Annotated in this window: 38 protein-coding genes; 3 read left to right on the top strand and 35 right to left on the bottom strand. The window is 56.4% G+C overall.

Translation table 11 applies throughout. The features are described 5' to 3' along the window. Nucleotide 1 precedes the first annotated feature (1 nt). The 30 genes from PY793_RS04315 to PY793_RS04460 form a co-directional block, all read right to left on the bottom strand. Nucleotides 2-1,480 (bottom strand): phage tail sheath subtilisin-like domain-containing protein, encoded by a 1,479-nt coding sequence (locus tag PY793_RS04315; protein ID WP_275176876.1) that lies wholly within the window; start codon nucleotides 1,478-1,480, stop codon nucleotides 2-4. Further along, complete coding sequence (locus PY793_RS04320; protein WP_275176877.1) at nucleotides 1,477-1,698, bottom strand: hypothetical protein; 222 nt, start codon at nucleotides 1,696-1,698, stop codon at nucleotides 1,477-1,479. The genes PY793_RS04315 and PY793_RS04320 overlap by 4 nt, the downstream gene beginning before the upstream one ends. Then, nucleotides 1,695-2,276: a hypothetical protein gene (locus tag PY793_RS04325; RefSeq protein ID WP_275176878.1), complete on the bottom strand. Its 582-nt coding sequence runs from the start codon at nucleotides 2,274-2,276 to the stop codon at nucleotides 1,695-1,697. The genes PY793_RS04320 and PY793_RS04325 overlap by 4 nt, the downstream gene beginning before the upstream one ends. Continuing rightward, nucleotides 2,273-2,689, bottom strand: coding sequence for a gp436 family protein (locus PY793_RS04330; protein WP_275176879.1), 417 nt, complete (start codon nucleotides 2,687-2,689; stop codon nucleotides 2,273-2,275). Before PY793_RS04330 ends, PY793_RS04325 begins: the two co-directional genes overlap by 4 nt. Then, nucleotides 2,689-3,054, bottom strand: a complete 366-nt coding sequence (locus tag PY793_RS04335; RefSeq protein WP_275176880.1) for an HI1506-related protein — start codon at nucleotides 3,052-3,054, stop codon at nucleotides 2,689-2,691. The genes PY793_RS04330 and PY793_RS04335 overlap by 1 nt, the downstream gene beginning before the upstream one ends. Nucleotides 3,055-3,058: 4 nt before the next feature. After that, nucleotides 3,059-4,012 (bottom strand): Mu-like prophage major head subunit gpT family protein, encoded by a 954-nt coding sequence (locus PY793_RS04340; protein ID WP_275176881.1) that lies wholly within the window; start codon nucleotides 4,010-4,012, stop codon nucleotides 3,059-3,061. A gap of 11 nt (nucleotides 4,013-4,023) precedes the next feature. Continuing rightward, nucleotides 4,024-4,470 (bottom strand): hypothetical protein, encoded by a 447-nt coding sequence (locus PY793_RS04345; RefSeq protein ID WP_275176882.1) that lies wholly within the window; start codon nucleotides 4,468-4,470, stop codon nucleotides 4,024-4,026. Then, on the bottom strand, nucleotides 4,460-5,458 hold the full coding sequence (locus PY793_RS04350) for a phage protease (RefSeq protein ID WP_275176883.1): 999 nt from the start codon (nucleotides 5,456-5,458) through the stop codon (nucleotides 4,460-4,462). Before PY793_RS04350 ends, PY793_RS04345 begins: the two co-directional genes overlap by 11 nt. A gap of 235 nt (nucleotides 5,459-5,693) precedes the next feature. Continuing rightward, nucleotides 5,694-6,212 carry a phage virion morphogenesis protein gene (locus PY793_RS04355; protein ID WP_275176884.1) on the bottom strand — a complete coding sequence of 173 codons (519 nt, stop codon included), beginning with the start codon at nucleotides 6,210-6,212 and terminating at the stop codon, nucleotides 5,694-5,696. Nucleotides 6,213-6,344: 132 nt separating this feature from the next. Then, nucleotides 6,345-7,637 carry a phage head morphogenesis protein gene (locus tag PY793_RS04360; protein WP_275176885.1) on the bottom strand — a complete coding sequence of 431 codons (1,293 nt, stop codon included), beginning with the start codon at nucleotides 7,635-7,637 and terminating at the stop codon, nucleotides 6,345-6,347. Beyond that, nucleotides 7,630-9,357, bottom strand: coding sequence for a DUF935 domain-containing protein (locus PY793_RS04365; RefSeq protein ID WP_275176886.1), 1,728 nt, complete (start codon nucleotides 9,355-9,357; stop codon nucleotides 7,630-7,632). Before PY793_RS04365 ends, PY793_RS04360 begins: the two co-directional genes overlap by 8 nt. Nucleotides 9,358-9,361: 4 nt before the next feature. Beyond that, entirely contained in the window at nucleotides 9,362-9,550 is a 189-nt protein-coding gene (locus PY793_RS04370; protein ID WP_275176887.1) for a hypothetical protein, read from the bottom strand. A 3-nt stretch (nucleotides 9,551-9,553) separates the two neighbouring features. Next, nucleotides 9,554-9,838: a hypothetical protein gene (locus tag PY793_RS04375; RefSeq protein ID WP_275176888.1), complete on the bottom strand. Its 285-nt coding sequence runs from the start codon at nucleotides 9,836-9,838 to the stop codon at nucleotides 9,554-9,556. Then, on the bottom strand, nucleotides 9,819-9,980 hold the full coding sequence (locus PY793_RS04380; RefSeq protein ID WP_275176889.1) for a hypothetical protein: 162 nt from the start codon (nucleotides 9,978-9,980) through the stop codon (nucleotides 9,819-9,821). Before PY793_RS04380 ends, PY793_RS04375 begins: the two co-directional genes overlap by 20 nt. Before the next feature lie 10 nt (nucleotides 9,981-9,990). Further along, complete coding sequence (locus PY793_RS04385; protein ID WP_275176890.1) at nucleotides 9,991-10,533, bottom strand: hypothetical protein; 543 nt, start codon at nucleotides 10,531-10,533, stop codon at nucleotides 9,991-9,993. A gap of 81 nt (nucleotides 10,534-10,614) precedes the next feature. Next, entirely contained in the window at nucleotides 10,615-11,319 is a 705-nt protein-coding gene (locus PY793_RS04390) for a glycosyl hydrolase 108 family protein (RefSeq protein ID WP_275176891.1), read from the bottom strand. A 62-nt stretch (nucleotides 11,320-11,381) separates the two neighbouring features. Continuing rightward, complete coding sequence (locus PY793_RS04395; protein ID WP_275176892.1) at nucleotides 11,382-11,771, bottom strand: hypothetical protein; 390 nt, start codon at nucleotides 11,769-11,771, stop codon at nucleotides 11,382-11,384. A gap of 132 nt (nucleotides 11,772-11,903) precedes the next feature. After that, nucleotides 11,904-12,197 (bottom strand): hypothetical protein, encoded by a 294-nt coding sequence (locus PY793_RS04400; RefSeq protein WP_275176893.1) that lies wholly within the window; start codon nucleotides 12,195-12,197, stop codon nucleotides 11,904-11,906. Further along, nucleotides 12,175-12,552, bottom strand: coding sequence for a gp16 family protein (locus tag PY793_RS04405; RefSeq protein WP_275176894.1), 378 nt, complete (start codon nucleotides 12,550-12,552; stop codon nucleotides 12,175-12,177). The genes PY793_RS04400 and PY793_RS04405 overlap by 23 nt, the downstream gene beginning before the upstream one ends. Continuing rightward, a complete protein-coding gene (locus PY793_RS04410) occupies nucleotides 12,552-12,869 on the bottom strand; it encodes a hypothetical protein (protein WP_275176895.1) in 318 nt (105 codons plus the stop codon). The genes PY793_RS04405 and PY793_RS04410 overlap by 1 nt, the downstream gene beginning before the upstream one ends. Further along, a complete protein-coding gene (locus tag PY793_RS04415; RefSeq protein WP_275176896.1) occupies nucleotides 12,869-13,171 on the bottom strand; it encodes a hypothetical protein in 303 nt (100 codons plus the stop codon). The genes PY793_RS04410 and PY793_RS04415 overlap by 1 nt, the downstream gene beginning before the upstream one ends. Continuing rightward, nucleotides 13,168-13,473, bottom strand: coding sequence for a DUF6874 family protein (locus tag PY793_RS04420; RefSeq protein ID WP_275176897.1), 306 nt, complete (start codon nucleotides 13,471-13,473; stop codon nucleotides 13,168-13,170). Before PY793_RS04420 ends, PY793_RS04415 begins: the two co-directional genes overlap by 4 nt. Continuing rightward, a complete protein-coding gene (locus tag PY793_RS04425; protein ID WP_275176898.1) occupies nucleotides 13,473-14,096 on the bottom strand; it encodes a DUF3164 family protein in 624 nt (207 codons plus the stop codon). The genes PY793_RS04420 and PY793_RS04425 overlap by 1 nt, the downstream gene beginning before the upstream one ends. After that, nucleotides 14,093-14,401, bottom strand: a complete 309-nt coding sequence (locus tag PY793_RS04430; RefSeq protein WP_275176899.1) for a hypothetical protein — start codon at nucleotides 14,399-14,401, stop codon at nucleotides 14,093-14,095. The genes PY793_RS04425 and PY793_RS04430 overlap by 4 nt, the downstream gene beginning before the upstream one ends. Next, nucleotides 14,401-14,706 carry a hypothetical protein gene (locus PY793_RS04435; RefSeq protein WP_275176900.1) on the bottom strand — a complete coding sequence of 102 codons (306 nt, stop codon included), beginning with the start codon at nucleotides 14,704-14,706 and terminating at the stop codon, nucleotides 14,401-14,403. The genes PY793_RS04430 and PY793_RS04435 overlap by 1 nt, the downstream gene beginning before the upstream one ends. Next, nucleotides 14,703-14,951, bottom strand: a complete 249-nt coding sequence (locus tag PY793_RS04440; protein WP_275176901.1) for a hypothetical protein — start codon at nucleotides 14,949-14,951, stop codon at nucleotides 14,703-14,705. Before PY793_RS04440 ends, PY793_RS04435 begins: the two co-directional genes overlap by 4 nt. Further along, nucleotides 14,951-15,232, bottom strand: a complete 282-nt coding sequence (locus PY793_RS04445) for a hypothetical protein (protein WP_275176902.1) — start codon at nucleotides 15,230-15,232, stop codon at nucleotides 14,951-14,953. Before PY793_RS04445 ends, PY793_RS04440 begins: the two co-directional genes overlap by 1 nt. After that, nucleotides 15,219-16,202: an AAA family ATPase gene (locus PY793_RS04450; protein WP_275176903.1), complete on the bottom strand. Its 984-nt coding sequence runs from the start codon at nucleotides 16,200-16,202 to the stop codon at nucleotides 15,219-15,221. Before PY793_RS04450 ends, PY793_RS04445 begins: the two co-directional genes overlap by 14 nt. Before the next feature lie 42 nt (nucleotides 16,203-16,244). Continuing rightward, nucleotides 16,245-18,209 carry a transposase domain-containing protein gene (locus PY793_RS04455; protein ID WP_275176904.1) on the bottom strand — a complete coding sequence of 655 codons (1,965 nt, stop codon included), beginning with the start codon at nucleotides 18,207-18,209 and terminating at the stop codon, nucleotides 16,245-16,247. Then, on the bottom strand, nucleotides 18,199-18,618 hold the full coding sequence (locus PY793_RS04460; protein WP_275176905.1) for a hypothetical protein: 420 nt from the start codon (nucleotides 18,616-18,618) through the stop codon (nucleotides 18,199-18,201). The genes PY793_RS04455 and PY793_RS04460 overlap by 11 nt, the downstream gene beginning before the upstream one ends. Before the next feature lie 105 nt (nucleotides 18,619-18,723). Between PY793_RS04460 and PY793_RS04465 the strand changes: the two genes are divergently transcribed. Continuing rightward, complete coding sequence (locus PY793_RS04465) at nucleotides 18,724-19,104, top strand: hypothetical protein (RefSeq protein ID WP_275176906.1); 381 nt, start codon at nucleotides 18,724-18,726, stop codon at nucleotides 19,102-19,104. Between the two features lie 138 nt (nucleotides 19,105-19,242). On the opposite strand, the gene PY793_RS04470 is transcribed toward PY793_RS04465, so the two are convergent. Genes PY793_RS04470 through PY793_RS04485 form a run of 4 tightly spaced genes read right to left on the bottom strand, consistent with a single transcriptional unit; the run spans nucleotide 19,243 to nucleotide 20,973 of the window. After that, nucleotides 19,243-19,701, bottom strand: a complete 459-nt coding sequence (locus PY793_RS04470) for a hypothetical protein (protein WP_275176907.1) — start codon at nucleotides 19,699-19,701, stop codon at nucleotides 19,243-19,245. Next, nucleotides 19,698-20,504, bottom strand: a complete 807-nt coding sequence (locus tag PY793_RS04475; protein WP_275176908.1) for a ParB N-terminal domain-containing protein — start codon at nucleotides 20,502-20,504, stop codon at nucleotides 19,698-19,700. Before PY793_RS04475 ends, PY793_RS04470 begins: the two co-directional genes overlap by 4 nt. Next, nucleotides 20,501-20,671 carry a hypothetical protein gene (locus PY793_RS04480; RefSeq protein WP_275176909.1) on the bottom strand — a complete coding sequence of 57 codons (171 nt, stop codon included), beginning with the start codon at nucleotides 20,669-20,671 and terminating at the stop codon, nucleotides 20,501-20,503. The genes PY793_RS04475 and PY793_RS04480 overlap by 4 nt, the downstream gene beginning before the upstream one ends. Beyond that, nucleotides 20,668-20,973, bottom strand: coding sequence for a helix-turn-helix domain-containing protein (locus tag PY793_RS04485; protein ID WP_275176910.1), 306 nt, complete (start codon nucleotides 20,971-20,973; stop codon nucleotides 20,668-20,670). Before PY793_RS04485 ends, PY793_RS04480 begins: the two co-directional genes overlap by 4 nt. A 201-nt stretch (nucleotides 20,974-21,174) precedes the next feature. Here PY793_RS04485 and PY793_RS04490 point away from each other — a divergent pair, with 201 nt between their 5' ends. Further along, entirely contained in the window at nucleotides 21,175-21,921 is a 747-nt protein-coding gene (locus PY793_RS04490; protein ID WP_275176911.1) for a S24 family peptidase, read from the top strand. A gap of 24 nt (nucleotides 21,922-21,945) precedes the next feature. Then, nucleotides 21,946-22,314 carry a DUF6232 family protein gene (locus PY793_RS04495; protein WP_275176912.1) on the top strand — a complete coding sequence of 123 codons (369 nt, stop codon included), beginning with the start codon at nucleotides 21,946-21,948 and terminating at the stop codon, nucleotides 22,312-22,314. Nucleotides 22,315-22,578: 264 nt separating this feature from the next. Here the strand turns inward: PY793_RS04495 and PY793_RS14185 are convergent, their stop codons facing one another. Then, nucleotides 22,579-23,568 (bottom strand): GlxA family transcriptional regulator, encoded by a 990-nt coding sequence (locus PY793_RS14185; protein ID WP_275176913.1) that lies wholly within the window; start codon nucleotides 23,566-23,568, stop codon nucleotides 22,579-22,581. Nucleotides 23,569-23,664 lie beyond the last annotated feature (96 nt).

Raw genomic sequence — 23,664 nt, forward strand, 5'->3', positions numbered from 1 at the left:
ATCAATACTCCGTCTGGATCTGGCCATCGAGCCGGATCAGGTTGCCGATGACCTTGATGGGCATCTTGTAAAGAAGGCGGTTCTTGTTGGCCGGGTCGATCCAGAACACCACCTGATCCGCCAGCGCATCCACATCCATGATCCAGCCCTGAGCCTCGTAAAGCTTGAGCTGGATCAGGCATTCGGTCTTGGCGATCTTGGGTGTCATTACCCCGTCAGCCAGCCCCAGCGGATCACCATCATCCGCCAGCTTCATGCGGCTCCAGCCAGATGTGTAGCTGCGCCATTCATAGCGCACGCGCGTATCTGTCTTGGGGGTCATGATGTCGAAATAAGCCGTGCTGGCCATTCCGTTGGCGTCGGTTTTATAGGTTGTCGGCACGCGCTCAATCAGCACCGTGCCATCCTGCTCCACCTTGAAAGTCGTGCCCCCCTGACCAAGAATGACGTTGCGCATGTCCTCGTTGAACAGGTCAGCCGCATCCGGGGCCAGCCCCTGCAACCCCGTCAGAACCAGATCCTGCATCTGCCGCGCCGGGTCATTGTTGGATGCCTGGGACGCAATACCACCCAGCACGGCAGCAGCCTCCCACGGTGCCCAGCGTGAAGCGTTAGCGGGAATGGGAGACAGGTATGGGCAGTTCAGTGTCGCCAGCAGGGCCAGCGTATCCGAATAGGTGCCTCGGAAGCCCACAAACCCATGCGCGTCCTGTTTGACCATGGCCCCATACCGGCGGGTCAGCTCCGTGGTAAAGGTGCTCAGGTTCGTGGCATCGTTCACCGTCAGATACATGTCGGTGTACCAAGTCGCATAAACCGCATCCAGCGCATCGGTAATATCAACCGAGCCCGCACCACCTGCAAACGGGGTTACGGTAAAACTCACCCCTGCCACCTGATCCGCATGGGCCGCACTCATGCGCAGGTCCAGATCATTGCCCACAACACCAGGTTCATTCACCGTCAGGTCAACGGATGCCGTGTTGGCATTGGCGACGGCACCAACAATGGCCGCAGCGTCGGGCACAGTCGCAATGGCGGCAATCATGGCTACCTGCATCTGGGCAGGCGTCATGGTGCGGGTCAGCACCACCGGCACACGCACCCCACCAACGTAAAGCGCGACGGTGCCATTTGCTGTGGGCGAACCAACGGGCAGCACACCCCCTGAGGCCTTGGTAAAAGTTCCAGACGTCTTGACGCCAATCACGTCAATCTGCTCGTAAGGAGCCGCTCCCAGCAGCCTGACGGCCGCGCGGGCGAGTGATGTTCCTGCACCAAACAGGGCGGCAGGCTGGGCCGGATCGGTAATGGGCACAGATGTCAGCGCATTGGCCACACCGCCTGCAAGCTGCCCAATCAGCAGCCCGCGCAGTGGCATGTTTACCAGGCTATCACCATCACGCACGGCGGTGATTTCGGCATTGCTTCCCGGCACATTCCAGTTGTCGGGAATTTCGGTCAGTGTCACCGATGTCATGGTTTACTCCCGTTCTGGCTGGCCGTGGCTGTTGCAACGGCTGGAGTGGTGGCAGAAGTCGTGGCGGGTTTTTGCACCTCCACATCCCCCCAGCGGATCAGACGCCGCCAGAACGGATCACGCGGGTCCACGTCAACCGGCCCTTTGCCAATCAGTTTCCCACTCGCATCCCGCAAGGTTTCCGGGTGCCGGGGCACAACGCTCACAAGCGTATTCATTTCTCTGCTCCACTGCTCTGTGCCGTGGTGACGGGAGCAAAATCCCATGTGCCATCCACGCCACTCAAATCGGCCAACTGTGCCCGCGCCAGCTCTTTGCTGTAGCCAACATTCTTCACGACCACATTCAGGGTTGCGATTGCTGTGCGGTCATCAATCCAGTTCGCGGCCTCCAGATTGCTGGCGCGCTTCACGCTAACCTGCCCCACGCCCTCAATCCGTTGGCTGTCCAGGGCAAAAATGGCCGCAGCCATCATCCCCATCACACCGGGATTTTTCGTGCCTTTGAGCAGAAATTCCGGCTTGTCCTGGCGCACCACCAAAAAGACCGGAATACTGACATCGCCACGGTAGTCGGTCCCGGACAGAGTGTTGGAGTTCCAGTCAGCCAGGCTCATGCCAATGGTGGGTGCTACCCGTGCGATTTCCGCCCAGCGTGCAGCAGACATACGAGGCTGCACGTGCTCGTACCGGAACAGACTGGTCGGAAAGACCGGCTCCAGCAGGGCGCGCACTCCCTCAAACGCCGCCAGCAACGGGCCACCATCACGCAGAAGGGGCAGCACAGAGCTGGTCATAGCCCAAACCCCACGGATGGCCTGCGCGTAGCAATGCGGCTGAAGTCCTCACCCACGTTCAGGGGTGTGGCTCCATCCAGCGTCACGCTGCCAGAATTGATGTTCCCCAGCCACGCAATGGCGTCCTTGCGGTCAGCCCGCATGGAATCAGACGGTGCTGTATCGGTTGTTGACCACAGCACCCACCGTGCCAGCACACAGCAAACCTGCAACATTTTTGGAGAAACACTTACCAGCGGCACCGCGTAACGGCGGCGCAGGTAACTGTCGATCTCGTCCGCTGCCACACCAATGGCGGTGTTGACCTGATTCTGGTCAATCACCGTGCGCTCAACGCCACGCGGTGTTGTGACCGTAATCAGCTCATCCTCGCCAAAGGAGTTCGTCATGTCGTCAACCGTGGCGTAGGCCATTATTCAGCGACCCCAATCAGTTCCAAAACAGGCTCCGCCCTCAGTTGAGAGAGCTGTTCTGCCGAGAAGTGATCCACGGGGTAAATCGCAACTGGTGGATGCTCCACACCCGCACGCCGGAACCCGTCCTTGCGGCACACAACAATAATGCTGCCGCGTGGCACCCTCTGTTCCTTGTTGCCTAACAGCAAGAACACACCAGAAGGATAGTCCGCTGGCTTTCCCTGCGAGCCCTCTGCCGCCTCAAGGTCCGCAATATCTCCGACCAACACTTCGGCCGCGCCTTGCGCGTTCATGTTATCGACTGTGCCAGGAGCAGTGTTATGCTCCGACACATCGACTTTTTTGGGTGTGCGTGGGGTCATATTCTTAAGCCCCCACAGCCTGCGGCAGACGATCAGAGACCAGCAGATCGCAGTAATCAGCCCAGACGTTGGACCCGGAAACATAGGTTTTATTGTCTGGTGCCAGAGTTGCCACCTGCGTGCTTTTCAGGAGCAAACGGGCAGGCCCCTCAAGGTTTTTCGGCACAACCATAAGGGTGGGCGAAACACCATAAGGCGTCCCGTCACGGCGGCACTGGGCTGCCATCTTTGCAATCGCATCCTGAAACACAGGGCCGGTCAGAGGGCGGTTGGAGCAGAATGCGAACTGATAAAATCCATAACCAGCGGCACAGCGGCCATCGGTGCCCCATTCAAACCGACGATGCATAAACACGTTATCGGCTGAAATTTGCGTGCGAGGTGTAATCGCAAAGGGCCGACGGTTCTGGAAAATCATCGGCTTGAGTGCCTGGCTTGTATCAAACAGATACCACCATGGCTGTGCCGCCTCACCACCCGCAATCGTGCTTATATTCGCGTAAGAGACCGTTTCCCCGGTGCTATCAATCGCTTCATGGTCAGTGTCAAAGAAGTTTTGTCCGTCCATGCACTTGGCAGCGCGACCACCTGCAAGCGTCTCGTAAACCAGCTTGTCAGGGAACACAGCCGCGTCGCTCCCCAGCCCCTCAACCACGGGCATCAGAAAGCCATACTGGTCATCTTCCAGATCTTCGCGCGTTATGCCAATCGTCTGCTCAAACGTGCGGTTAGCCAGCACCATGCGGTCCGCAGTGGAGAGCATGTGGATCTGGCGCGGGCCAAGCCATTCACGAATGCCCGGAAGCTCCGCAAGGCGCGGGTAAAAGTTGGCGGATGTGGTGGAGGGTACCTCCATCGCAAACTTCTGCCAGGTCGGCTGTACAACACTCAGCCGCCGGTTAAACAGCAGACTGATGCGTGCGCCCAGCGCGTTGATGTTACCTACCGTAATGTCCATTGTAGAGCGCCTTATGCCAGATACGTCCAGGCGGTGCCCTGCGCGTCCAGACCGGCAAATGTGCCAACCTGCTCACGGGCAGAACCACCTTCGGGTGTTTGGGTGAGGGAGACGGTCTCGTCATCGACCGCATAAACGGGTTTGCCATAGGCAGCCCATGTGGGCGCTACATCAAACGGCAGCGCCCATGTGCCGCGTTCGCACCACACATCACCTGCGCCGGTCTGGTCGCCATACACGTTGGACGTGCCAGTGTTGTCCTGCCCATGCCGCGCAATGCCTGCAATGCCCACGATGGGCGAAGGCGGTGCGGCGGCGGCTGCCTGAACCAGCGTTCCATCCTGACAGATGGCCGCAATGGAACCACGATACACCTTCATGCCCGCCGCAACCGGCAACGCAAATTCAGGGCCATGCCCGCAAGGAATACGGGTCAGCGCGCGATCATCAGTAAGCATTGGCGTCCCCCAGAGCTTTACGCTCGGCATCCGTCACCTGGAAGGTGGCGTCCATTTTCGCCAGATCCTTGGGGTCGGCATCCGTGTCCACACCCGCCGCTGTCTGGGCTGCATGGGCCGAAGTGTTCTGGCGTGCGATCTGCCCCTGCGGAATTTTGGGGAGCTGCGCGATAATCTTTGCCGCCATTTCGGGGTTGCTGGCATGCAGGGCAATCAGCTCGCCGCGCAGGTCTTTGCTGATCACATGACCATTCCGTGCGGCAGTCTCTACAACCGCTTCCGCCGTGCGTTCGGCGTCCTTACGCTGGAGTGCGGCCAACTCTGTCTGCACGGCAGTCAGTGCCTGGGCATGTGCGCTTTCGCCTTCAAGGCGGCCGCGCACGCCGGTGGTAATGGCGGCAGCATCCGCATCGGCCCCAAGGTTGAGCAGTCCGGCCAGACTGGTGTGCATGGCACGGCTGGATTTGGCGTCAGCAAGCGCACGGTCAACGTCCGCCTGCGTTGCTGTTGCGGGCAGCCCGAGGGCTACCGCAATGGCTGCGAGGTCCATCCTCGTCTCCTGTTGTTTATGATGAAGGGAGGTCAGTCCCAGATTGGGATTGTTCGTCAGGGCGGCGCGCTGGATGCACGTCACAACACCATCTGGAGTGTACTTGAAAACAGGAGAGACCCCGCGATACGCACGGTTGGTCCATGCCTGCTGGCCGGGCGGCGTCCACTCAACACGCCCCCAAATGCCATCGGCCCGGTTTTCAAGCTGGACGATCCAGCCCATGGCGGGAGATGACATGCCGATCTTCGCGGCTATATCTGTGGAATGGTTTTCGTCCAGTGTCAGCTTGCCATGGGCGCGCTCCATGCTTTCCGAAATGACTTTTGCCGGATCACGCAGCACATAAGGTCCACGCCCATCATCACCTTTAAAGGTGCCTGCGGGCAGGATGTGTATCCACTCCGGCGGTGTATCTCCCGGAGCGGGCTGGATCATGTGGAGTGCTGCTCTTGCCATGCCGCGAATATCGCGCGGGGCGATCCATGCGGGCAGACTGACAGATAGCAGGGTAAGAAAAACATGGGGGAAAAGGCGAAAAACACCCGTGCCGGTTTTTTCGCCTCAGAGGGCGCTGGACAGGGATAGACCCATAATTCCCCACGGGAGGCGTAAAACGCTCTGTGAACCCCTTTTAGACCCTTTTAGAAACCTTTTAAAACCCAATCAGTCCTTACACCCCACCACCGCCGCCAAGAGCACGGTCAAAAACTGCCTCCAGTTCCTCCATGATCATGAGCACATCTTCGTCGGACAGGCCAAGGTATGGGCGCGCTTCTATCAGCACACTGTCAACGTGCCAGAGATGTCCGCCCATTATAAAAGAGAGGTGCCTGCCATTCTTGGGCTGGATCACCGCACCGAACTGATGCACTGGCGCATAGATCTCATCCGATCCTACCAGAAGTTCACTACCGACCACGACAGAGCGGATTGATCCCCTTAACTTACCGCTCTCAACCAGAATGCCGACACCCTTCTTTTCCACTGCGGCATAGAGCGGGTTCAGGGGCGCGTAGCTTTCCCAGGACACGCCATCAGGATCACGACCACTATCAAAGCGTGCCCGTGTGCTGTCCTCCAGGGGGTTTCCGATGGCGGCCAGCAGCTTTTCAGGCTTCAGCCCGATGGCCGCAATGCGTTCCAGCGTTTCATGCAGGCCGTCCCATTCCATGCTCACTGCAACAGACATTGAATTTCTCCCTCGACTTCCGATATGATGTGCGTGACGCGCCGCGACACGGTGTTATTCAGCCGACCATAGGACCACCCTTGCGGTGGGTTCGTTTGGGGGTTCTGGCTGGCCCCCCGGCGCGTCATTCCCCTAATTATCCTCATCCGTCACAGTGTCCGTCTCGCTCAATGCGTCCAGACTGCCCGAGAGGATCGGTAAATCCCGCAGGGCTTTTGTGGCCTTTTCCTTCGTGGTCCGGTGGAAGGAGAGCAGGTAATTCTCTGCGCCATCGCCGGTAGTTTTCAGCGCACCTCTGTAAATATATCCAGCCTGGTGGAAGAACAGCACACGCTTCTCACCCTGCCGCGCCACAATATCAGGCTGTGCCAGAGCGGCTGGCAGACGCCGGTAATCCGCCTCCGTCAAATCCCCATGTTTATGGAGCTGCTTCTCCATCGTCTCGCCAGAGATTTTGACTGTACGCGTCTGTGCTCCCAGCGCATTGCGCACAGCCTCTGGCATTTCTCCGGCATTGACGTTGCCAATCGGGTGCTTGTGCAGACGCAGGATGTCTGCCTGACGGGCATCGTCCCTATGAACATCCGGTACCGGCACAAGGTGGGTCTCTTCCTGCTCAGGCTTGTGCGCAACAGGAGCAGGACTTGGAGCGGGCTTTTGTGGCGGAGCTGATGGACGTGCAACGGAGCCTGCATCCTCAGCCTTGAACCGGCTCCCTATTGGCGGTGCCAGTCCCTCTTGCCATGCTTTGCCGGGGTTATAGGCAAAGCCGGGGTCAATACCCTCTGGCACCCAGAGCGTCTTGCCAGTGCGCTTGTTCACCCATGCGCGCGCGTTCAGGAGCGGTGCGCTGGAAACTGTCAGCCCCATGCGTTTCATCATACGCTCGGACAGGACATTTACCGTGCAGTGGCACCGCCAGCCATTCGGCGGATAATGCGTGTTCCACCATGGATCATCTGCACGCAGCACCATCCCAGACCATGCCACATGCTCAGGTCGTGGGTGCTGGCAAGTATGGTGTTGATACTGCCAGTAGGGGAACATCTCCAGAGCTTCGGGCGTGGTCTGGCGGATGTAACGTCCGACTGAGTGTGCCATGGAGGTATTTACACTGTAGATCAGTTCCGATCGCCATGCGGCACTTCCGTTGTGCGCCCAGCCATGTTTGGCAACAATTGCGTCAAATTCCTTGCGGAAGTCCTTGGCCGTAATCCCGCCCGCAATGCCCTTGTCTGCTGCTGCACGCAGATCAGACAGCAATGCTTCGGACGTAGCCCCCGCCACCATGAAACCGCGCGAATGTTCCTCGTGCCACAGATCATCCCAATGTTTTGTTGGTATATTCAGCTTTTGTCGAAAGAACTCGCTCGCTTCCGATGGCGGCATACGCAGGACCGTGCCGAGATCGGAGGCGTCAGCCATTGGCCGCCATTTCTTCGTACACCTCAAACTCGCCCAGCAGGTTGGCCACCATCATGCCCTGGGCCATGGCATGGGCAAATGCGGTGTCCGATAGCTTCAGGTCGGCAATCCCACGGGCAATGTCGGACATATCCGTGGCGTGCATCACAACGTGCCGCGCCTGATCAATCATGCCGTTCAGGGCATCCTGCGCGTCACGCGCCATACTCTCCACCGCCAGATCCATGACCGAGGGGTTTGCAGGCAACTGGCTGTGTGCACGCATCAACCTGCGCAGGCGGGCTGAAAGCGCTGTATGCGCCGCAGTGTGCTCTGGTAGCGGCTGCTCGGGCTCACGCGGCGTGCTGACAGTAGGAGCAGGCACACGGGCGGGCTCGGTCCGAGGTGCCAGTGCTTCTGCAGGCAGAGTTTTGGGCGGCTCCACAGGCTGTGGCTGTGCCTTGATTCCCACCACAATGTCGTCAGGCTCAGGCGGCTTCAGACCAAAGCGGTCGTACAGATCCTGCGCACGGACCATCCACCCCTGCGGGCCAGCCCACTGGATGGCTGCGACCAGTTCAGTCAGCGGGGGTTCATCCGGCCGCCCAATGGCAATAATGGGGTATTTGTCCTGCGGTCCGAACGAAAACGCCACCATGGGGGCCGCGCATTGCGTCGTGGCCGTGTGGGAGAGCATCAGGGCGTCAGCCCGCTCAATATCGTCCTGAACCTGTTTGTGGACAGCACCGGATGCATGGGCACCCGCCTTGCTTTCGGTCGTGCCTGTCTGCCCCAACACCCCCTTGCTGATTTCTTCATTCAGGAATCGCATCCGGCGTTCATGGATGTCATTGGCACCCGCACCGTTCTTTGGTTCCTTGAAGTCGATCAGCATGCCTTGCGGGATCATGGCAGCACAGTTGCCCGCAATATCCGTAATCGCCCGGAACAGCACATTCCGGTCCTGTTCGGATGCATTGGGGCCATATGTGCCCACCCGCATGGGTAGCCCGTAATTCTGGACAAACAATGCCCAGTCCCGGTTGGTGAACAGCTTGAACATCACCGCCCACACGCAGGCGCGCGTCAGACCACTCTGGATTGTCAGTCCCGACCAGGACGGATGGCGATGCACAACAAACTTGCTGGCCATCATGTCTGTCAGGCCAATCTGTGCAATGCCATCGGGTATGGGGCTGCGGGCTGGAGTAGCATTCTCATCACGGATCAGAACGCTTTCACCGTCCTCGTAACTCACCTCAAACCAGCGCTGCGGTCTAAAGCTCATGCTCTGCGGATAAAAGTTCCCGGCCGCGCAGTTCCATTCCATTTCATGGACAGAAAAGCCTTTGGCCAGAGCATCCATCATATCAAACAACGACCGGCGCAGAATGCCCCTGTCCACCCATGCGCGCACAAAATCAGCATGTTTGACATGCTCTGGATCGTCTGACGCCGGAGTAACGGTCATCGGTAACTGCGACACAACCCGTTTGCGTGTGTTCAGCACGCCAAGATAATGCAGATCCCGCCGCTCTATATGCTCGGCCAGAATTTGCCATGCCAGACTGTCGCCCTGATCCGCCTGCGCCATGAGCGCACCGATTCTGGCCGGTGTCAGTTCGCCAATCGGTGTGGCGACCACAGCAGGGCGCAGCCCGGTCATCCGTGCGCCAGCAACGTCTCCGGTCAGATCAGACGCACTGATCGGCTGGCCATACTGGTTGATGAGCTGCGCCATGTGTTCAGGAGTCCTGAATAGTGGTGTTGAGGCTCTTGCACTCTTCAAAGAGCGCTTCGATCTCGGCCGCCGTGGGAGCCGTGCCCGAGGCGGAGGTTTCCACAGCCTTCACAATGGTGGTGACAATGGAGGGCACTTCCTCCGCAGCCGCCACGACCAGACCAATAATGTTCACAATCATGGACGTGTTCATGGCTTACTGTTCCTTGCTGGCGGCAACACTGGACAGTGCGGCCGAAATGGCTTTCTGGAGTGCCGCCAGATCACTCTGGGCGGTCGCCACATCGCTGCTGCTGATCGTGGCGCTATTTTCCACGGCCGTATTCAGCGGCTCCAGCGCAGCAATGGCAGCGGCACTGGCAGTCTTGATGTCGGCTTTAACCGTGGCATTCGGTGTGCCGAATTTTCCACTCACATAATCAGCCGCAGGCGTTGCCAGCACTTTGTAGGACGCATCCGTGTCATAGACGGCGGTGGTCAATCACCACTTCGCGGGCCGCGTGGCGCTCACTCAGGCGAAAGACCCAAAAGAGAGCGACCACTGCAACGACAAGGGCGAGCACACAGATCAGCAGCGTGATAACTGGCGGCACTCCCTGTGCCGCTCCTGCCGTTTGCAACATGCCCGGCCGCTCAGGCGGTCGGGGTGGAGGCAGCCATCACCACGGCAGACGTCGCAGCGATTGCGCTGGCGGCATCGTCATCCGTGGTTTTGGAGGAGGTTGCTTCAACGGCGCTCGCTGTATCCACCACCTGATCTTCAACCGAGGTCGTGTTGGGGGCCGCAGCGGTAACCGCTGGAGCCGTCACTGTTACGGCAGCAGGGACAGGCGTTGCAGGGACAACCTGCGGCACCAGAATACCCGCCAGGTCAGCCACCGCTGCCTTCACATGCGTCACGATGGCATCCTGCGTGGGGAGTGCCACGCCCAGAGATTCAGCCAGGATGACAAACTCGGCCACGGAAGCAGCCACAACCGGGTTGCGGCTTTCAAAATTGGCAAATGCTGCCTGCAGGTGATCCACCCCGCCATCAATGGCAGTTACGGCAGACTTTACCGCCGTCTGGGCAATGGACGCACTGGTGGCCAGCTTGCTACCGGCAATGGAGGGGACAATGGCGTTCAGAACGCTAAACATGGGCGAAATGAACGACAGGAGGAGAGCTTTATTCATGTGAGGAATAGCCTCAAAAACAGCGGTGCGTCGCCGCCGTAAAATCCATACCGCTCCGCGCGCCCGCGCAGCGGAAAACCGCTACGCCAGAGCCAATGCGTCCAGATCGGAAAGAGAAGCTTTCACCCGCCAGTTCAGCCGGTTCAGCCAGCCGTCACCATTCTCCATGAAGCCACGGAAACTCCGATAGGCAAGCTCCTGTCGGGAGGCGAGAGCGTAAATCATAAGCCTGCGCCACATTGCCTGCTTGTTCACAGCGGCAAGCGTCAGCGGCCCTAACGCACCATCTGGTGATACACCCAGATCCTGCTGCAACTGCACCGCCCATCCGCGCGCAACAAAGCCAGCAATGGCTTCCAACCGCACGGCATTCAGTGCTCTCAATGTGGCTGCACCTATGTCGCCATCAATCTGGCTATCGGGCACGCCCACAATTTGCTGGAACTGTTTAGCCGCGCGGGACACACCGGCATTAAACCCAAAGTCAAACAGCATCCGGTCAATGCCCACGCCCACGGCATCCGCATTCAGTGCGCGCCAGTAATAGGCGCGGGAAATTGCCATGAAGGTTGCATGGTCAATCCGCTGCATGATCTGCGGCGTAACCAGATCGGCCGAACCCAGCCAGTGGGCCATTGTGGGGGCAGAAATACCACGCATGGACCCCACCAGTCGGCCAATGCCAACAATGCCGGATGTCCAGTTCCCCGGATCACTCCGGGTGGCCGAATACAGCCCCTCGCGGGTTTCAGTATCCGGTGCGATTTTTTCGAAGTTGCTGTCCATGCCTGCGACGATACGCGCGCATGGAAGGGGGCGGGCAGACTGTCAGATAACAGGGTGTATCGTCAGAAGAGGGAAATTTGCCGTTCATCAACCCGGCATCGGGCACGCGGGGCACACACGCGGGTGCCGGTTTCTCTGGCGCGCTTCAGGGTCGCGTAGATCTGGCGCTCACTCAAACCCGTGCGTGTCGCCATTTCTCCAACTGTCATGCCCGCATTGCGGTAGCATAACACGCGCCATGCCTTGTGCATGGGAACATCCCAATATCCGGGGCCAAAGTAGCTGCAAATGGCCCCGGCCAGTTCATCACCATACATCTGGGTCAACTGGCTGGTGTCTACCCGCTTGGGCACATACATCCGCGTCCCGCCAAATGCCTCCAGAAATGCCAGAACCGTGTCCACTCCTGCGGCGTCAACCAGGCATTCAACGCTCTCAGGCACATCGGACACGGCTCTCTTCCTTCCAGATTTTTCCAACAGGATTGTCGCGGTAAACGCCTGTTCAGAGGCTCTTAAAATATGCCTCAAACGGCATATTTGTACACTGTTCTCCCATTTTAGGGGTTTTTGCCCGAATTGTCCTTATTTTATCATCTTTTCCAGACGATCCTTGATTTCTAAACGGATGATTTCGTTTAATGCCCCATCAATACGCCAGGTATAAGAACCGATGATATAAGAGCAGATTGCCTCTACATGGCTTTCATCAAACTTCACACCCGCTCGCCACGCATCCTGTAGAGCGTCAAAGATCGTTGCATACAGATATGCTTTTGATTTGCCTATGCTCCTGAATTTGTGCAGACCAAGCACCACCCTATCGTCATGCGCTTTAGGCTTTTTAATAGAAACATCAGCATGCCTTGAGGGCTTCAATCACCTTGCGGGCCTGTGGTTCGTCCAGGAACTCGGGCGCGCTCACACTCACGCACCGTTCAACAAAGGCCCGCAGTGCCTCCGTGGAGCCATCCCCACGCAGCATGGGCTTCATTTCCCGCCACAGGGCATAGACCTTACGCACCCATGGCTTGTGGTTCGGTCTGGTTGCCTTGAAGCCCAGCCGCTTCATTTCGGCCAGCACATCATGCAACTGGCCAACGGAGCAGGCCGTGCTGGAAACATGCCCAGTCACGCGCTGGAGCAGCGCGCGATAGGTCACATCATCCAGCCCCAACTGGCGGCGTCCAACATGGACTTTCTTCACCATGTCAGAGCGGGCGGTAGTGGGCATCACTCGTCCTCCGGCACGATGCGAGTTATGTAGACAGCGACACACATGCTCTCAAAATCACGTTCATCGCCTTCAAACTCAAAAGACTGACCATCAGGATATTTCATAGGTATCCTGAAGTAATCAGCATCATCATTCGTGGCATGTTTTTCCAATGCTTCCGAAATGAATACGTCGAACAGACCAGCCCCGTAGCAATTCCCGCCTATTGATACCTCTATCTCTGCGCGGCAATCACCACATTGAAAAACAACGATCCCATGATGCTGATTATTTCGGCTGCCATCTGCGCATGGGTATTCTTGGATTATTTCCATCACGCCACCTCACTCTCAGAAATGGTGCTGACATCCGTATCAGTGTTGGATGCAGAAACAACAAAGTCAGCTATTCGCCCATAGCCTTCGACAAACTGTTCGCCACCAATGGACGGGTCATACACCGGATCAATAACGCCCGTCGCCACAAGCCACGCTATATGTTCAGCATGCTCTTCAAGAGTATCAAATGGTGAAATGCTCTCTTGAAATTCTTCCATGAATTTCTCAGAAAACGCTTCTTCTCGCAGCACCACAGCAACCGTGCATTGCACTTCAACTTCAAATTTCCGAGCCATCACACCACCTCTTTCTTGGCAAAGCGCGGGCGAAACATATCTGTCAGCTTGCCAGTTCTGCGGTCCAGATGGCGGGCAATGCCCGCGACATCATGCATCAGGTTAAAATCGTCTGCGTTGTCCAGGCGAGCGAAGTCCATCGGGCAGCCGTTGGAATGGGCTGCGTCCAGGTCCATCGTAATTTCGAGCAGCATGACCCGACGGGGTGTAATGTCACCCCTGTCTCGATATAGGGATGCTACACGGCTACTAATTCGTCCAATAATCTCCCGCTCTTCAGGCGTAGCAGTGAATTTTACAGCCATCACACCACCTCCAGAGAAGAGAACTGGAGCCGGATAGCCTGCCAGTCCTGGTCCCGCGTTTCCCGCCAGTAAAAGCGCAGGTATGGCTTACTGCTGGAAACCTCAATGCTGTTCGCCACAGCTTCCATAACATCGGGCCAGCGCGGGTGTGTCAGCCGCACTTTGCGTACCTGCTGCAAACGGTCCACGTTCACACGCCCTGTTCGTTCATCCGGTTCAAACGCAGCAGACAGCAGCAGGCGAATATCCGGGCTGACATTCTCGGTCAGATCGTCCAGCACTTCTCCCATCAGGGCTTGCGCCGCCATAATGTCAGACGTGACACGCCGGAAGTCGGCAACCGACAATTCAACCTTAAAGCAGCTATCCAGACTCTCTGCCTGAAATGCCCCCCGTGACCCTTTGCGCTTTTTGACCCTATACTGTTCAAGCAACGCGGTTTCATAGTTGCGGGCTTTTTCAAACATGCGCCGCTTCTGTTCAACCATCAGTTCATGCAGCGCCTTGGCATCGTTCACCAGCTCAATGGCCAGATCATTGGACAACAGCGTGGTCGGAGCCATCCGTTCACGGGGCCACGGGCCAGAGCAGGTCATAACCATGCCTTCCATGTTAACGCTCATCCTACGTCTCTCCTGTTCATTCCCGAGTAATATGAAAAAAGGTCTTTGGAGGCCCCGGTCAGGCTCACACGCAGTTTCTCGACTGCTTCAAAAGCCTGCTGGTCGGGCATGAGGTCCGTCATGCCGGGCACGGCGTAAAACTCGCCGTTAAAAGCCCTGTGGCGCAGGTAGGCTTTCAGGGCGTCCCGTGTGCCGCAGCACAGCGGGAGCGCACCATCGGGAAAACCCACGCCGGGGTGCCACTCAATCCGCCCGTTCCGCTGGACCCACGCGGTGTAAATTTCACCAGTCACACGCGGTGCCATCAGTGCATCATCCCTTTATTCAGGCTGACAGGCATCATCCGCATGGTATGCGCAATGCTGGCCTGAACCATGGAAAAATGGAGAACACTGACAACAGCCAAACTCCAGGCTGCGTCATGCAGCTCTTTCATCATGCCGCCATTGCCCTGCGTAATGCTGACAATCTGCGCCATATCCTCGCCAATGCGATCAATGACACTGGCGAGGGACAGTGTGGGGTTCTTCTTCGCCATGTCATCCAGCGCCTCTCCCATGCTTTCAAAAATGGCGGGCAGGTTCACAACTGCCGTGCAACTCCCGCTCATGGCCGCACCTCGACAAATTCCGCATCAATGATCTGCGGCATGGCCTGCACGGGAATGCGCAGCATGGTGAACGACCCTTCCAGTTCACTCGCCATCCGATCCAGCCACTCCGCATATTCCTGCCGATCACCACTACTCAGCACAGTAAAATCCCGAGGCTGAGAAAAAAGCTGCGCCCCTACACGCATCTGCCGCAACACGCGGTCAATGCACTGGATGGGTGTTTCGGTTCTTGCTTCAGGCATCACAGTGCCTCCATCTGCGCGAGGATTTCACCAGCGGTGGCACCCTCGGGATAGCTTTCAAAAAACTCACGGATCACCTGCCGCCTGTTGTCACCGGCAACGTGGGTTTCATGCGTCAGGACAAAAGCCAGATGGCTTGCCGTGGCATCCGTGGGGCTGCTGCGCAGGAAATCCCGAATATCGCGCAGCAGGGCACGGTGGCGTTCGGGCTGGGCAAAAATGGTGTTCTCAACAACCTCTGTCAGAACGTCAGACGCCACGGGCATTTCAAGACTGGACATCGCCGATATCTCCTTTCATACGAATTTTTGGAAACTCGCCGGTCATGTGTTCAGACCATGCGCATTCAAGGTCTTTTCTGGTGATCTGATCACGCTTGCTCACACGGGCAATTTTCGTGGCGTTGCGCAGCACCTTGCTCATGCTGCGCAGCCCACCTTCGCGCCGCCCGATTTCCTTGGCGTAAAGCTGCACCTCTTCGTCCTGCACACCGTTCCACCCGGCAAGAATGGCGCACATGTCTTTCTGTCGGGGCTTGTTGATCTTCCGGCGCAACCCAATCCGGCTGAACAACTGCGCGTAATCCGCCGTGCGGCCTAACCCATCAAACTTGGCGTTCAACGGGGCATTCCCCATAAACACCACACCCACCTTTGCCTGGTCATGAATGGAGCGAATTTCTTCAACAGCCTTGACGGATAGGTGCTGGGCTTCATCAATAATCAACACCGCCTCCGTCCCCTTCAGGCGGCGGATAATGGAACGAATACGGCGCTGCCCTTTGTCATTGCAGCCCAAGGTTTCAGCAATTTCCAGCAAAACGGCGGAAGGACTGGACAGGCTGGGGTCCGCAGTAATCAGGAACACGTTGTTGGTGCGCTTCTGATACTCCTCCGCCGCCATGGTTTTTCCGGTCCCCGCATTGCCGGAGATCACGGCCAGATCAATGTCATACTGTGCCGTTTCAATCAGGTTCATGATCGTCCGAGCCGTTTCCGTCATGATAAACCCCGGAACAACAGGCCGCTCAGAGCGGTTCCGTTCCTTGGTTTCCTGCGCCTCCAGCCACAACTGGAGCTTGCCAGCCACTTTTTCATTATCCCCGGCATAATTGCCGCCAAGGAATGAACTGATCACCGGGCCGGATACACCACTTGCCGACCCGATCTGCGTCAGGGAGAGCTGGTCGCGGTCTTTACGATCCCTTACGGCGTCACGCAGACGTGCGTGGTCATTCATGATCTGTGTCATGCGCAAAAATTTCCTCGTTTATTGGAGCGTTATCGGCTCAATTCAGTCTTCGTCAGTATCCACAAGCCGCAGAGAGCGCTCTGCAGGTCGCATCTGCTCGTTATACTTGGTCAACCAGTCTTCTTCTTCGTCATCATGATGCGCCACAGCAGCATTGCCGTTGCTCACAAACGGTTTGGGCCGGAGTGGGCGCACAACCTTGCTTTCAATAAGGTCTTCCGCCTCGGAAATCTTTGGCATCAGGTCGATCATCTGCTCCGGCGTCATGCTGCGTTGCAGATCAAGAATTTCCTTCGTGTTCCGCAGGATTTTCTTTTCTTTCCGCCTTGTTTCCCCAGCCGCATGCATATCAAAGAAGCCGGTTTTATCGATAACCGGCGCGTTCCCCAGGAACACTCCCTTCGCATCATACACATGCAGATCCGCATGAAGGTTCTGCGGGTCATAACGGACAACAACTTTCTGCCCCAGATGCTCATGCAGGAAGTCCGCAAAATAACGGTTCTTCATGAACCGGATGGAGCCGTTGTTCTTGTTGACAGTCACATTCTCAGCGGCCATCAGCCACAGATGCCGCTGGGCTTCAGTCGCCTTACGCACCGGGCGAATGGCAAGACTCTCAGAAAATGCCTGAAAGAAGCTTTTCTTGCCACCGCAGGTCGGTGTGTTCCGTTTAGGGCGGTTATTATGCTCCTGAATGCCCTCTTCAACGACCTTCAAAAACTCCGCCAGCGGGATTGCTTTGCTGCCGTAGTTCTCTGGCTTGGCCAGCGGGTTATTGCCCACATAAGCCCCGGAAAATCGTAAATCCTTGGCAATGTTTTCTTCCATATCGCCAAAAGCACGCTCAATAGGCTTTGACTGACCATGCCGGGGGATCGCCCAATGGGTTTTCACGCCCAGAATGGTCATGACGCCGTTGACATCATCCTCCTTTATCTTGAAACGGAAGCGGGTTTTCGAGCCACCCGTCATACGCTTGGAGGCAAAGGCCCGACCGTTATCCATCAGGGCTTCCTCCGGGATGCCCCATTTCTCGATCATGTCCCCAAACGCAAGTTGGATCAGGTTGGTGTTTTCGGATTTATCAACCCGCCAGGACAGGATCGTGTTGCTATACAGATCCTGCCATGAAGCCATCATAGGCCGACCAATCGTCCCATCCGGCCACAGCACGAAAATATCCCACCTATGACCATCTGCATTGACCGCCTGCATGGCATGTAGATACGTCCGGTCACGCTCCTGAGCAGGGATCATCTGCTTGGCGGCATCTCTGCCACCCCGCGCCAGAGCAATTACCATCTGCGGCAATTCCTTCACCCGCCGCCTCATGGTGTTAATGCTTGGGATCACCCAGCCCTGTTCCTCTGCGGCCTTCACCAGATCGCGGTAGCACTTCTCAAACTTGGGCTTTTCAGGCTGCAACCAGCGGGATTTGAAGAATTCCAGAGCTTCCTCATCGCATCCAGCATACTTCTTTTTGCTCCCGCACAAACGGTCGGCCAGCGCAGGCAGCCAATCGCATTTATCAAGGCCGCGCACATCACGATACCAGTTATAGATCGTGGTCTTCCCCACACGCTGCTCCTTGGCGATATGCACTATGGCCAGTTTTTTCTGGCAGCACTTCGCCTCAACCCAGCTTTCGACCATCATCAGGATGCAATGCGCCCTCTCCGCACGTTTCCTCTTATGCTCGGGCAGTTTCCTGTATCTGGCCCATAACTCGTTTCTTTCTCCATGCTCTTCTTCGCATTCCGCCTCTACCGGAGCCTGAATGCGCGCCACCAGCGCGGCCTGGGCAATCGTGTCCAGAACATAGGGCGTGAACTCATAGCCGCCGCCACGCCCATTCCGACGCCGCCAGCACTTCCCTTCATTTTCCGGGTCAAACCAATTCTCCATCTTGGCTTTCATCTGATATGCCCGGGCAGTCGTCGGCATACCAGGAAGCTGCAAAGCCGCCAGTTCAGCAGGAGAATACCACTGAACATTATTCAGCATTTCCCCCTCCATTCATGTGCTTCAGGATATCTTCAGGGCGATGGAGCCAAGACATACCGGTCATACCTGCTACGGCTTCAACCAAAGCGTTCTCCACAAACATGCGTCGCTCGCTTTCACGGGCCTGTCGCAGATGCTGCTCGACCATTGCCAGACAATCTCCAACAGATCCGCGTGGACGCAGGGACGCATAAATCCCGGATACCAAGCCCCTCGGCTTGCTGGACCGATACAGCGCCCAGCCCGTCAGAACCTGCGGTGTGATGCGCTCAAATGCCGTTTCGCGGTCTTGTCCATAGATGCGGGCAAGCAGGAACTCCTCATCACACTGCGCCTCAAACCAGATTTGCAGGATGCCGTCATTGGAGGATTCAAACATCAGGTTCCGGTATTCAACCACGCGCCTCATGCCACACCCCCGATCATACGGGGGAGAGGTGCGGTCTGGCCAGATTGCCAGACTCGCACCACCCAATCCACCTTGCGGCTGCACAACCCAATCAAGGAGGAAACCATGAAGCTACCAGACGGATGGCGCGCCATATCGGCAGATAAGGCACCCGAAATAATCTTTCCGCTCATTGAAATCATGCAAGATTTCGGCCCCGAGCCAGAGAAAATCCAAGCTACCCCCATCGACCAGAGCAATGCGGCACTTCTGGATGCTGCGATTGACCTCTTTATCGAAGGCCATGGAGACGAGACCGCGTGGCTCAACCTTCCGTGCGGCGCATGGCGGCTATTTTCGGAAAAAATTGGGCATCTGTCCGCCGCAGCGGCGCAGGCGGCCATTGAACGAAAGCCTTTCATGATAGCGTCCCCTCAACAGAGCGACGACGCGCTATGGATTTCTCTACTCGCAAACGAAATTCGCTCTGCGAAATCACCCCACTGATCGCCGCATCCACATGAGACCGCATTTCATTCAGTAGAGATGGAGAGGGCTGCGTTGAAGGTGCCACGATATGCGCGCCCTCAACTGCCGCCTCGACTTCGGCAGCGGATAACAGTTTTAAGCTCTTGTGGGCTTTCATCACACACGCCCTCCACGCACCATCTGTCTGCGCAATCCGCTTTCCATCCGGGCAAGCTCCTGCTTGCGCTCACGTACCGCTGCCAGTTCGATCATAGGCAGGAAGCGCCGTTCAATCACTGTCCAGCCGCGTGGTTGAACAAGAAATTCCACCAAGCGCCGGTCCTGCGTAGCCCCCACAAGGGCATCAAAGCGGGGCACGCTGATCTGGTGGCCGTCACGCTGCACGCTGGCATAAGCATTCAGCATATTCAGGCTGACAGGGCGCGCCAGAATGTCGCTCATCCGTTCGGCCACTTCGGCACGGCTCAGGCTGCATTCATCCAACGATACAGCTATAGCCCGCGCCAACTGGTCCTCAAACCTGTTGCCCCGGATCAGAAAGGGGTCAAAGGCTGCAACCGGCTCCGGTGGTGTCCAGTCCAGCAGGGAAAGCTGGCGCTCGTCCTTACGGGTCATGCTGCCTCCTCTAGTGGCAAACCGGGCTCGATATGGCGGCAAAACCGTAGGCGCGTGTCCGTGTCCGCTTTATCCCACAGAGCAAGAAGCTTGTCGTAAACCGTCAGGGCTTTCTTCTTGGGCTGCCCCTTAATCTGCCGGACAACCTCTGAGATATTTTTGACACCAGACCATTGCACCACAAAATCCGCAATCTGCCTCTGCATGTCAGGGGTTTCCCGCGCCAGCATATCAAGCTGCGCACCACTGCCCGATAGCCACGTGCCCGTAATTTTTTCGCGCACATCCGGCATAATATTGTTATATCGTGCAACAAGAGCCCGGATTGATCTGGCTGACAGGCCCAGTTTTTCCGCAGTGGCTTTTGTAAAGGACGGGATCAAGTGGCAAAGCTCTGCCACTTGATCCGACTTCCGGTCCCCACCGTGTTTCGTTTCAGGATGCAGCGCCTCATAAACCTCCTTGCGTTTGGCAAGGAATGTTGCACGGTCCAGCTCATTCAGTTCACGACGGCACAGATTTTCGTCAATCTCCAGCAACTGTGCTTCTATCTCAGACGCCTTGACCACAATGACCTGGGCCTCTTCGATCCCGGCAATTTCCATCGCTTTCATGCGGTGCGCGCCGGTAACCAGCATATACAACTTGCCGTCCTTGGGCTTCGCAACCTTACGGACTTCAATCGGCTGACGCTGGCCGATCTCCTGCATACTGGCAGCAATCACAGCAGCATTATCCGGGTCGATCGCACGTAGGCGCTGCCCGACATCAATCTGCGACAGTGGGATCATCTGCATGTTCATGCCACTTCATCCTTTGACCCAATAAGGAGGCTCAAAACCCGTCCGGTGGCGAGATCGACCGTCCCAAAGGCGACCGGCCTTTCTGACGCACCACACACCACAGATATCGAAAACGAGGCTGTTTTTTTGTCGTCTGATATGGCGGTTGCTGTGGAAATAGTGTTCATGCCGCCACCTCATTTTGACGGTGCGCACCACCCCGCAGGGCGGTAGGAATACGAGAGACAACAAACGAAACCGGAGTGCCGTCAGAATGATACCGATCAGGCCATATGGCCTTAACCGCTACCTTCAGCGCCTTCGCAATTTCGCGTTCAATGGGGACGGAATAACCGGGGGTAGCAATGGTCTTGCTCACCGCACGGCTATCCCGCCCGATCATGACGGAGAACGCAGCCAGAGAACCGAACATTTTCCGCAGCGCGGCTTTAATGTCCTCCGGGTGCATTCCCATGGGCTTTTGTGCCATAGTGTGTAGCTCCTGATTCGAGGGCGGCTGCAACCGCCCTTTTTCTTCAACCCCTTTCCAGCGACTTTACGCCGCCGGAAATCGTCGCGAGGTGTTCCGCCAACATATGCGATCTCAGATTTGCTTCAACGGTAAAATCTGACTTCGCAGTTATTTTTTGTGGATACATCTGTGAATAATTAAAAAGGTCTATATTTATCAATGACATCTGAAGGAAAGAAGCCAACAGATGCAGATTTCGCAGTTCCAAGCACAAACTGCGAAACAGACTCCGCCAGTGAACGGCTACGGACGGCGGTTAGAAATGCTGGAGGAAACCAGCATGTCTCTAATGTGTCGGGAGTTCCGCTTGGCACTCTCAACACCTACATTGCAGGCCGTGAAATGCGCGCTTCTACTGCAGCAAAGATAGCTGCCGCCTGCGGTGTGTCTTTGGATTGGCTTGTTTCCGGGGGTGATGCGGCAACTGCATCTGCAAATGCAGATGAACCGTCAGGATCTCCAAATGTAGATTTCTTGAATTATGACCTTCAGTTGTCGGCGGGTTCTGGCGTGTATCCAAACCGCGAGCCAATCAAGAAAACCGTTTCAATTCCTAGAGATATATTGCCAAAAGACGTGCTTGGGCACGAAAAATACGTGTGCGCCCTTACCGTTAAGGGCGACAGCATGCAGCCATCTTTAGATGATGGAGACTTGGTTCTGATTAGAACAGACGTAGAAAGCATCAAGAGCGGAGCAATCTACGCTATCCGCATAGACAACAGTCTCCTAGTCAAGCGCCTGCGTCTGAAAGCCAACGGCAATGTGGAGGTGGTCAGCGACAACCCCAGCTATTCCACAGATGAATTGAACGCCGCAGAAATCCGCCAGATGATCCGCGATGGTGGAGCCCCTGCAAAGATCATAGGCCGCGTAGTCTGGCGCTCCGGCGCTATGACGGTATAAATCCTCAATATAAGGAAAATCGTTATGGAAACTGGTGAATATATTTATAAGAACGGAAATATAAGTGTAGACAACTCCCTAATTAAAATTGGAAGCGCAAGCTATTCTGTGTCTTCTATTGGCAGCACAACAATTCTAAAAGCAATTGACCCAGCGCAAATTTGGTTAGCATTCTTCGGGGGAATAATTGTTCTGATTGGCTTTGGGCTTTATATTATTCCGGGAATAATATTTGCGTTCATTTGGTATAAATTGGCTAAGAAAGCCCCTTGGTATAAATACACAGTCCTGATTAAGAACTCATCTGGCGATCATCCTGCTCTCGAAAAAGCCGATTTAACCGCCGCTACGCAGCTCCATCAGGCTATTGAACGCGCCATATCTACTCGCTAAGATTAACTGGTTATCTCGGCCCTTTGAAAGGTCATTAAAAGGCATTTGAAGGGCTGATACTAAAATCAGGGTGGGTTCCAAATCATCTGGCTGAAAATGCCCCTTAAGGCCAATTTCGCAGTTAGTTCCATCCAAAATCATCGGGGGGTTTTGACCCACACCAGCCCCAGTCAAAACCCAGAAAACCCCGGTCGCTCAACAGGTTTCGTCCCACGAAATCCCCGCTGATCCCACATAATCCCGGTTTCGCAGTAGTTCCATCCTTCATGGTCGGTAACATGAGGCTTCGCATATCTCGGTGCGTGTCATATGGAGGCAACTCCGGCGACCAGCTCGCCGGATCGCTTGGGGCGGGTGACCATGCAGCTTGACAAACGCGCGGCGCATGCGTTCCGGATCAGAAAAACCGACAGATATTGCAATCTGTTCGATCGGCTCGGACCCGCTTTGCAAGCGGACACATGCCGCTTCCACCCGCAAACGTTCAACCGCTTTGGCCGGTGTTTCACCAGTCTGACTGCGAAAAGCACGCCCGAACTGACGCACACTTAATCTGGCCGCTTCCGCCAGCCGCTCAATCGGGAGCGGCTCGCTCAGATGGTCGCGTGCAAATGCAAGCGCCATGCGGATACGGTCTGATTGCGGCTCCATCTGTGACATGGCCGAAAATTGTGACTGCCCCCCGGAGCGGCGGTAGGGCACGACAAGTTCACGCGCGACGTTGCGTGCAATTTCGGTCCCATGGTCGGTTTCGATAAGTGCAAGTGCCAAATCAATACCTGCGGAAATTCCTGCGGAAGTCCACACATTGCGGTCTGAGATGAAGATACGATCTGTCTCAACCCTGATCTGAGGATATCGTTGTTGCAGTTCTGGTGCGAGACGCCAGTGGGTTGTTGCGCGGCGGCCGTCGAGCAGTCCGGTTTCTGCAAGAAGGAAGGCGCCCGAGCAGACACTCGCGACACGGAGAGTGCCTGCTACGAGTTCTTTGGCCGCTGCGATGACATCAGGGTTTTGAAAAGGGCCGATGTTCCCCCCGATGAAAAGGACCGTGTCAAAAGCTGCATCACGGAAGGGCTGCGTGTGAATGGGAACGCCCGAACTCCCAACAACGATGCCTCCACACTCAGAAATCACCGTCAAGCGATAGGCATCACCCTCAATGAGGATGTTCGCCTCTTCGAAAGCACCCAGAGGCCCCGCAAGATCGAGAATCCGGTGGTTCGGGCAAACAAAAAATCCGATATGATGCATGGGCTGAATTTAAGGGAAAAATGGGATTCAAGCCACAAATTTCTTCCTGAAACGATCTGAGCACAGAGCAGTTCATGCGCAGCTCATTCAGGAAAC

Origin of the sequence: Acetobacter fabarum, from assembly GCF_029069195.1 — a bacterium.
Lineage (GTDB): Bacteria > Pseudomonadota > Alphaproteobacteria > Acetobacterales > Acetobacteraceae > Acetobacter > Acetobacter fabarum_A.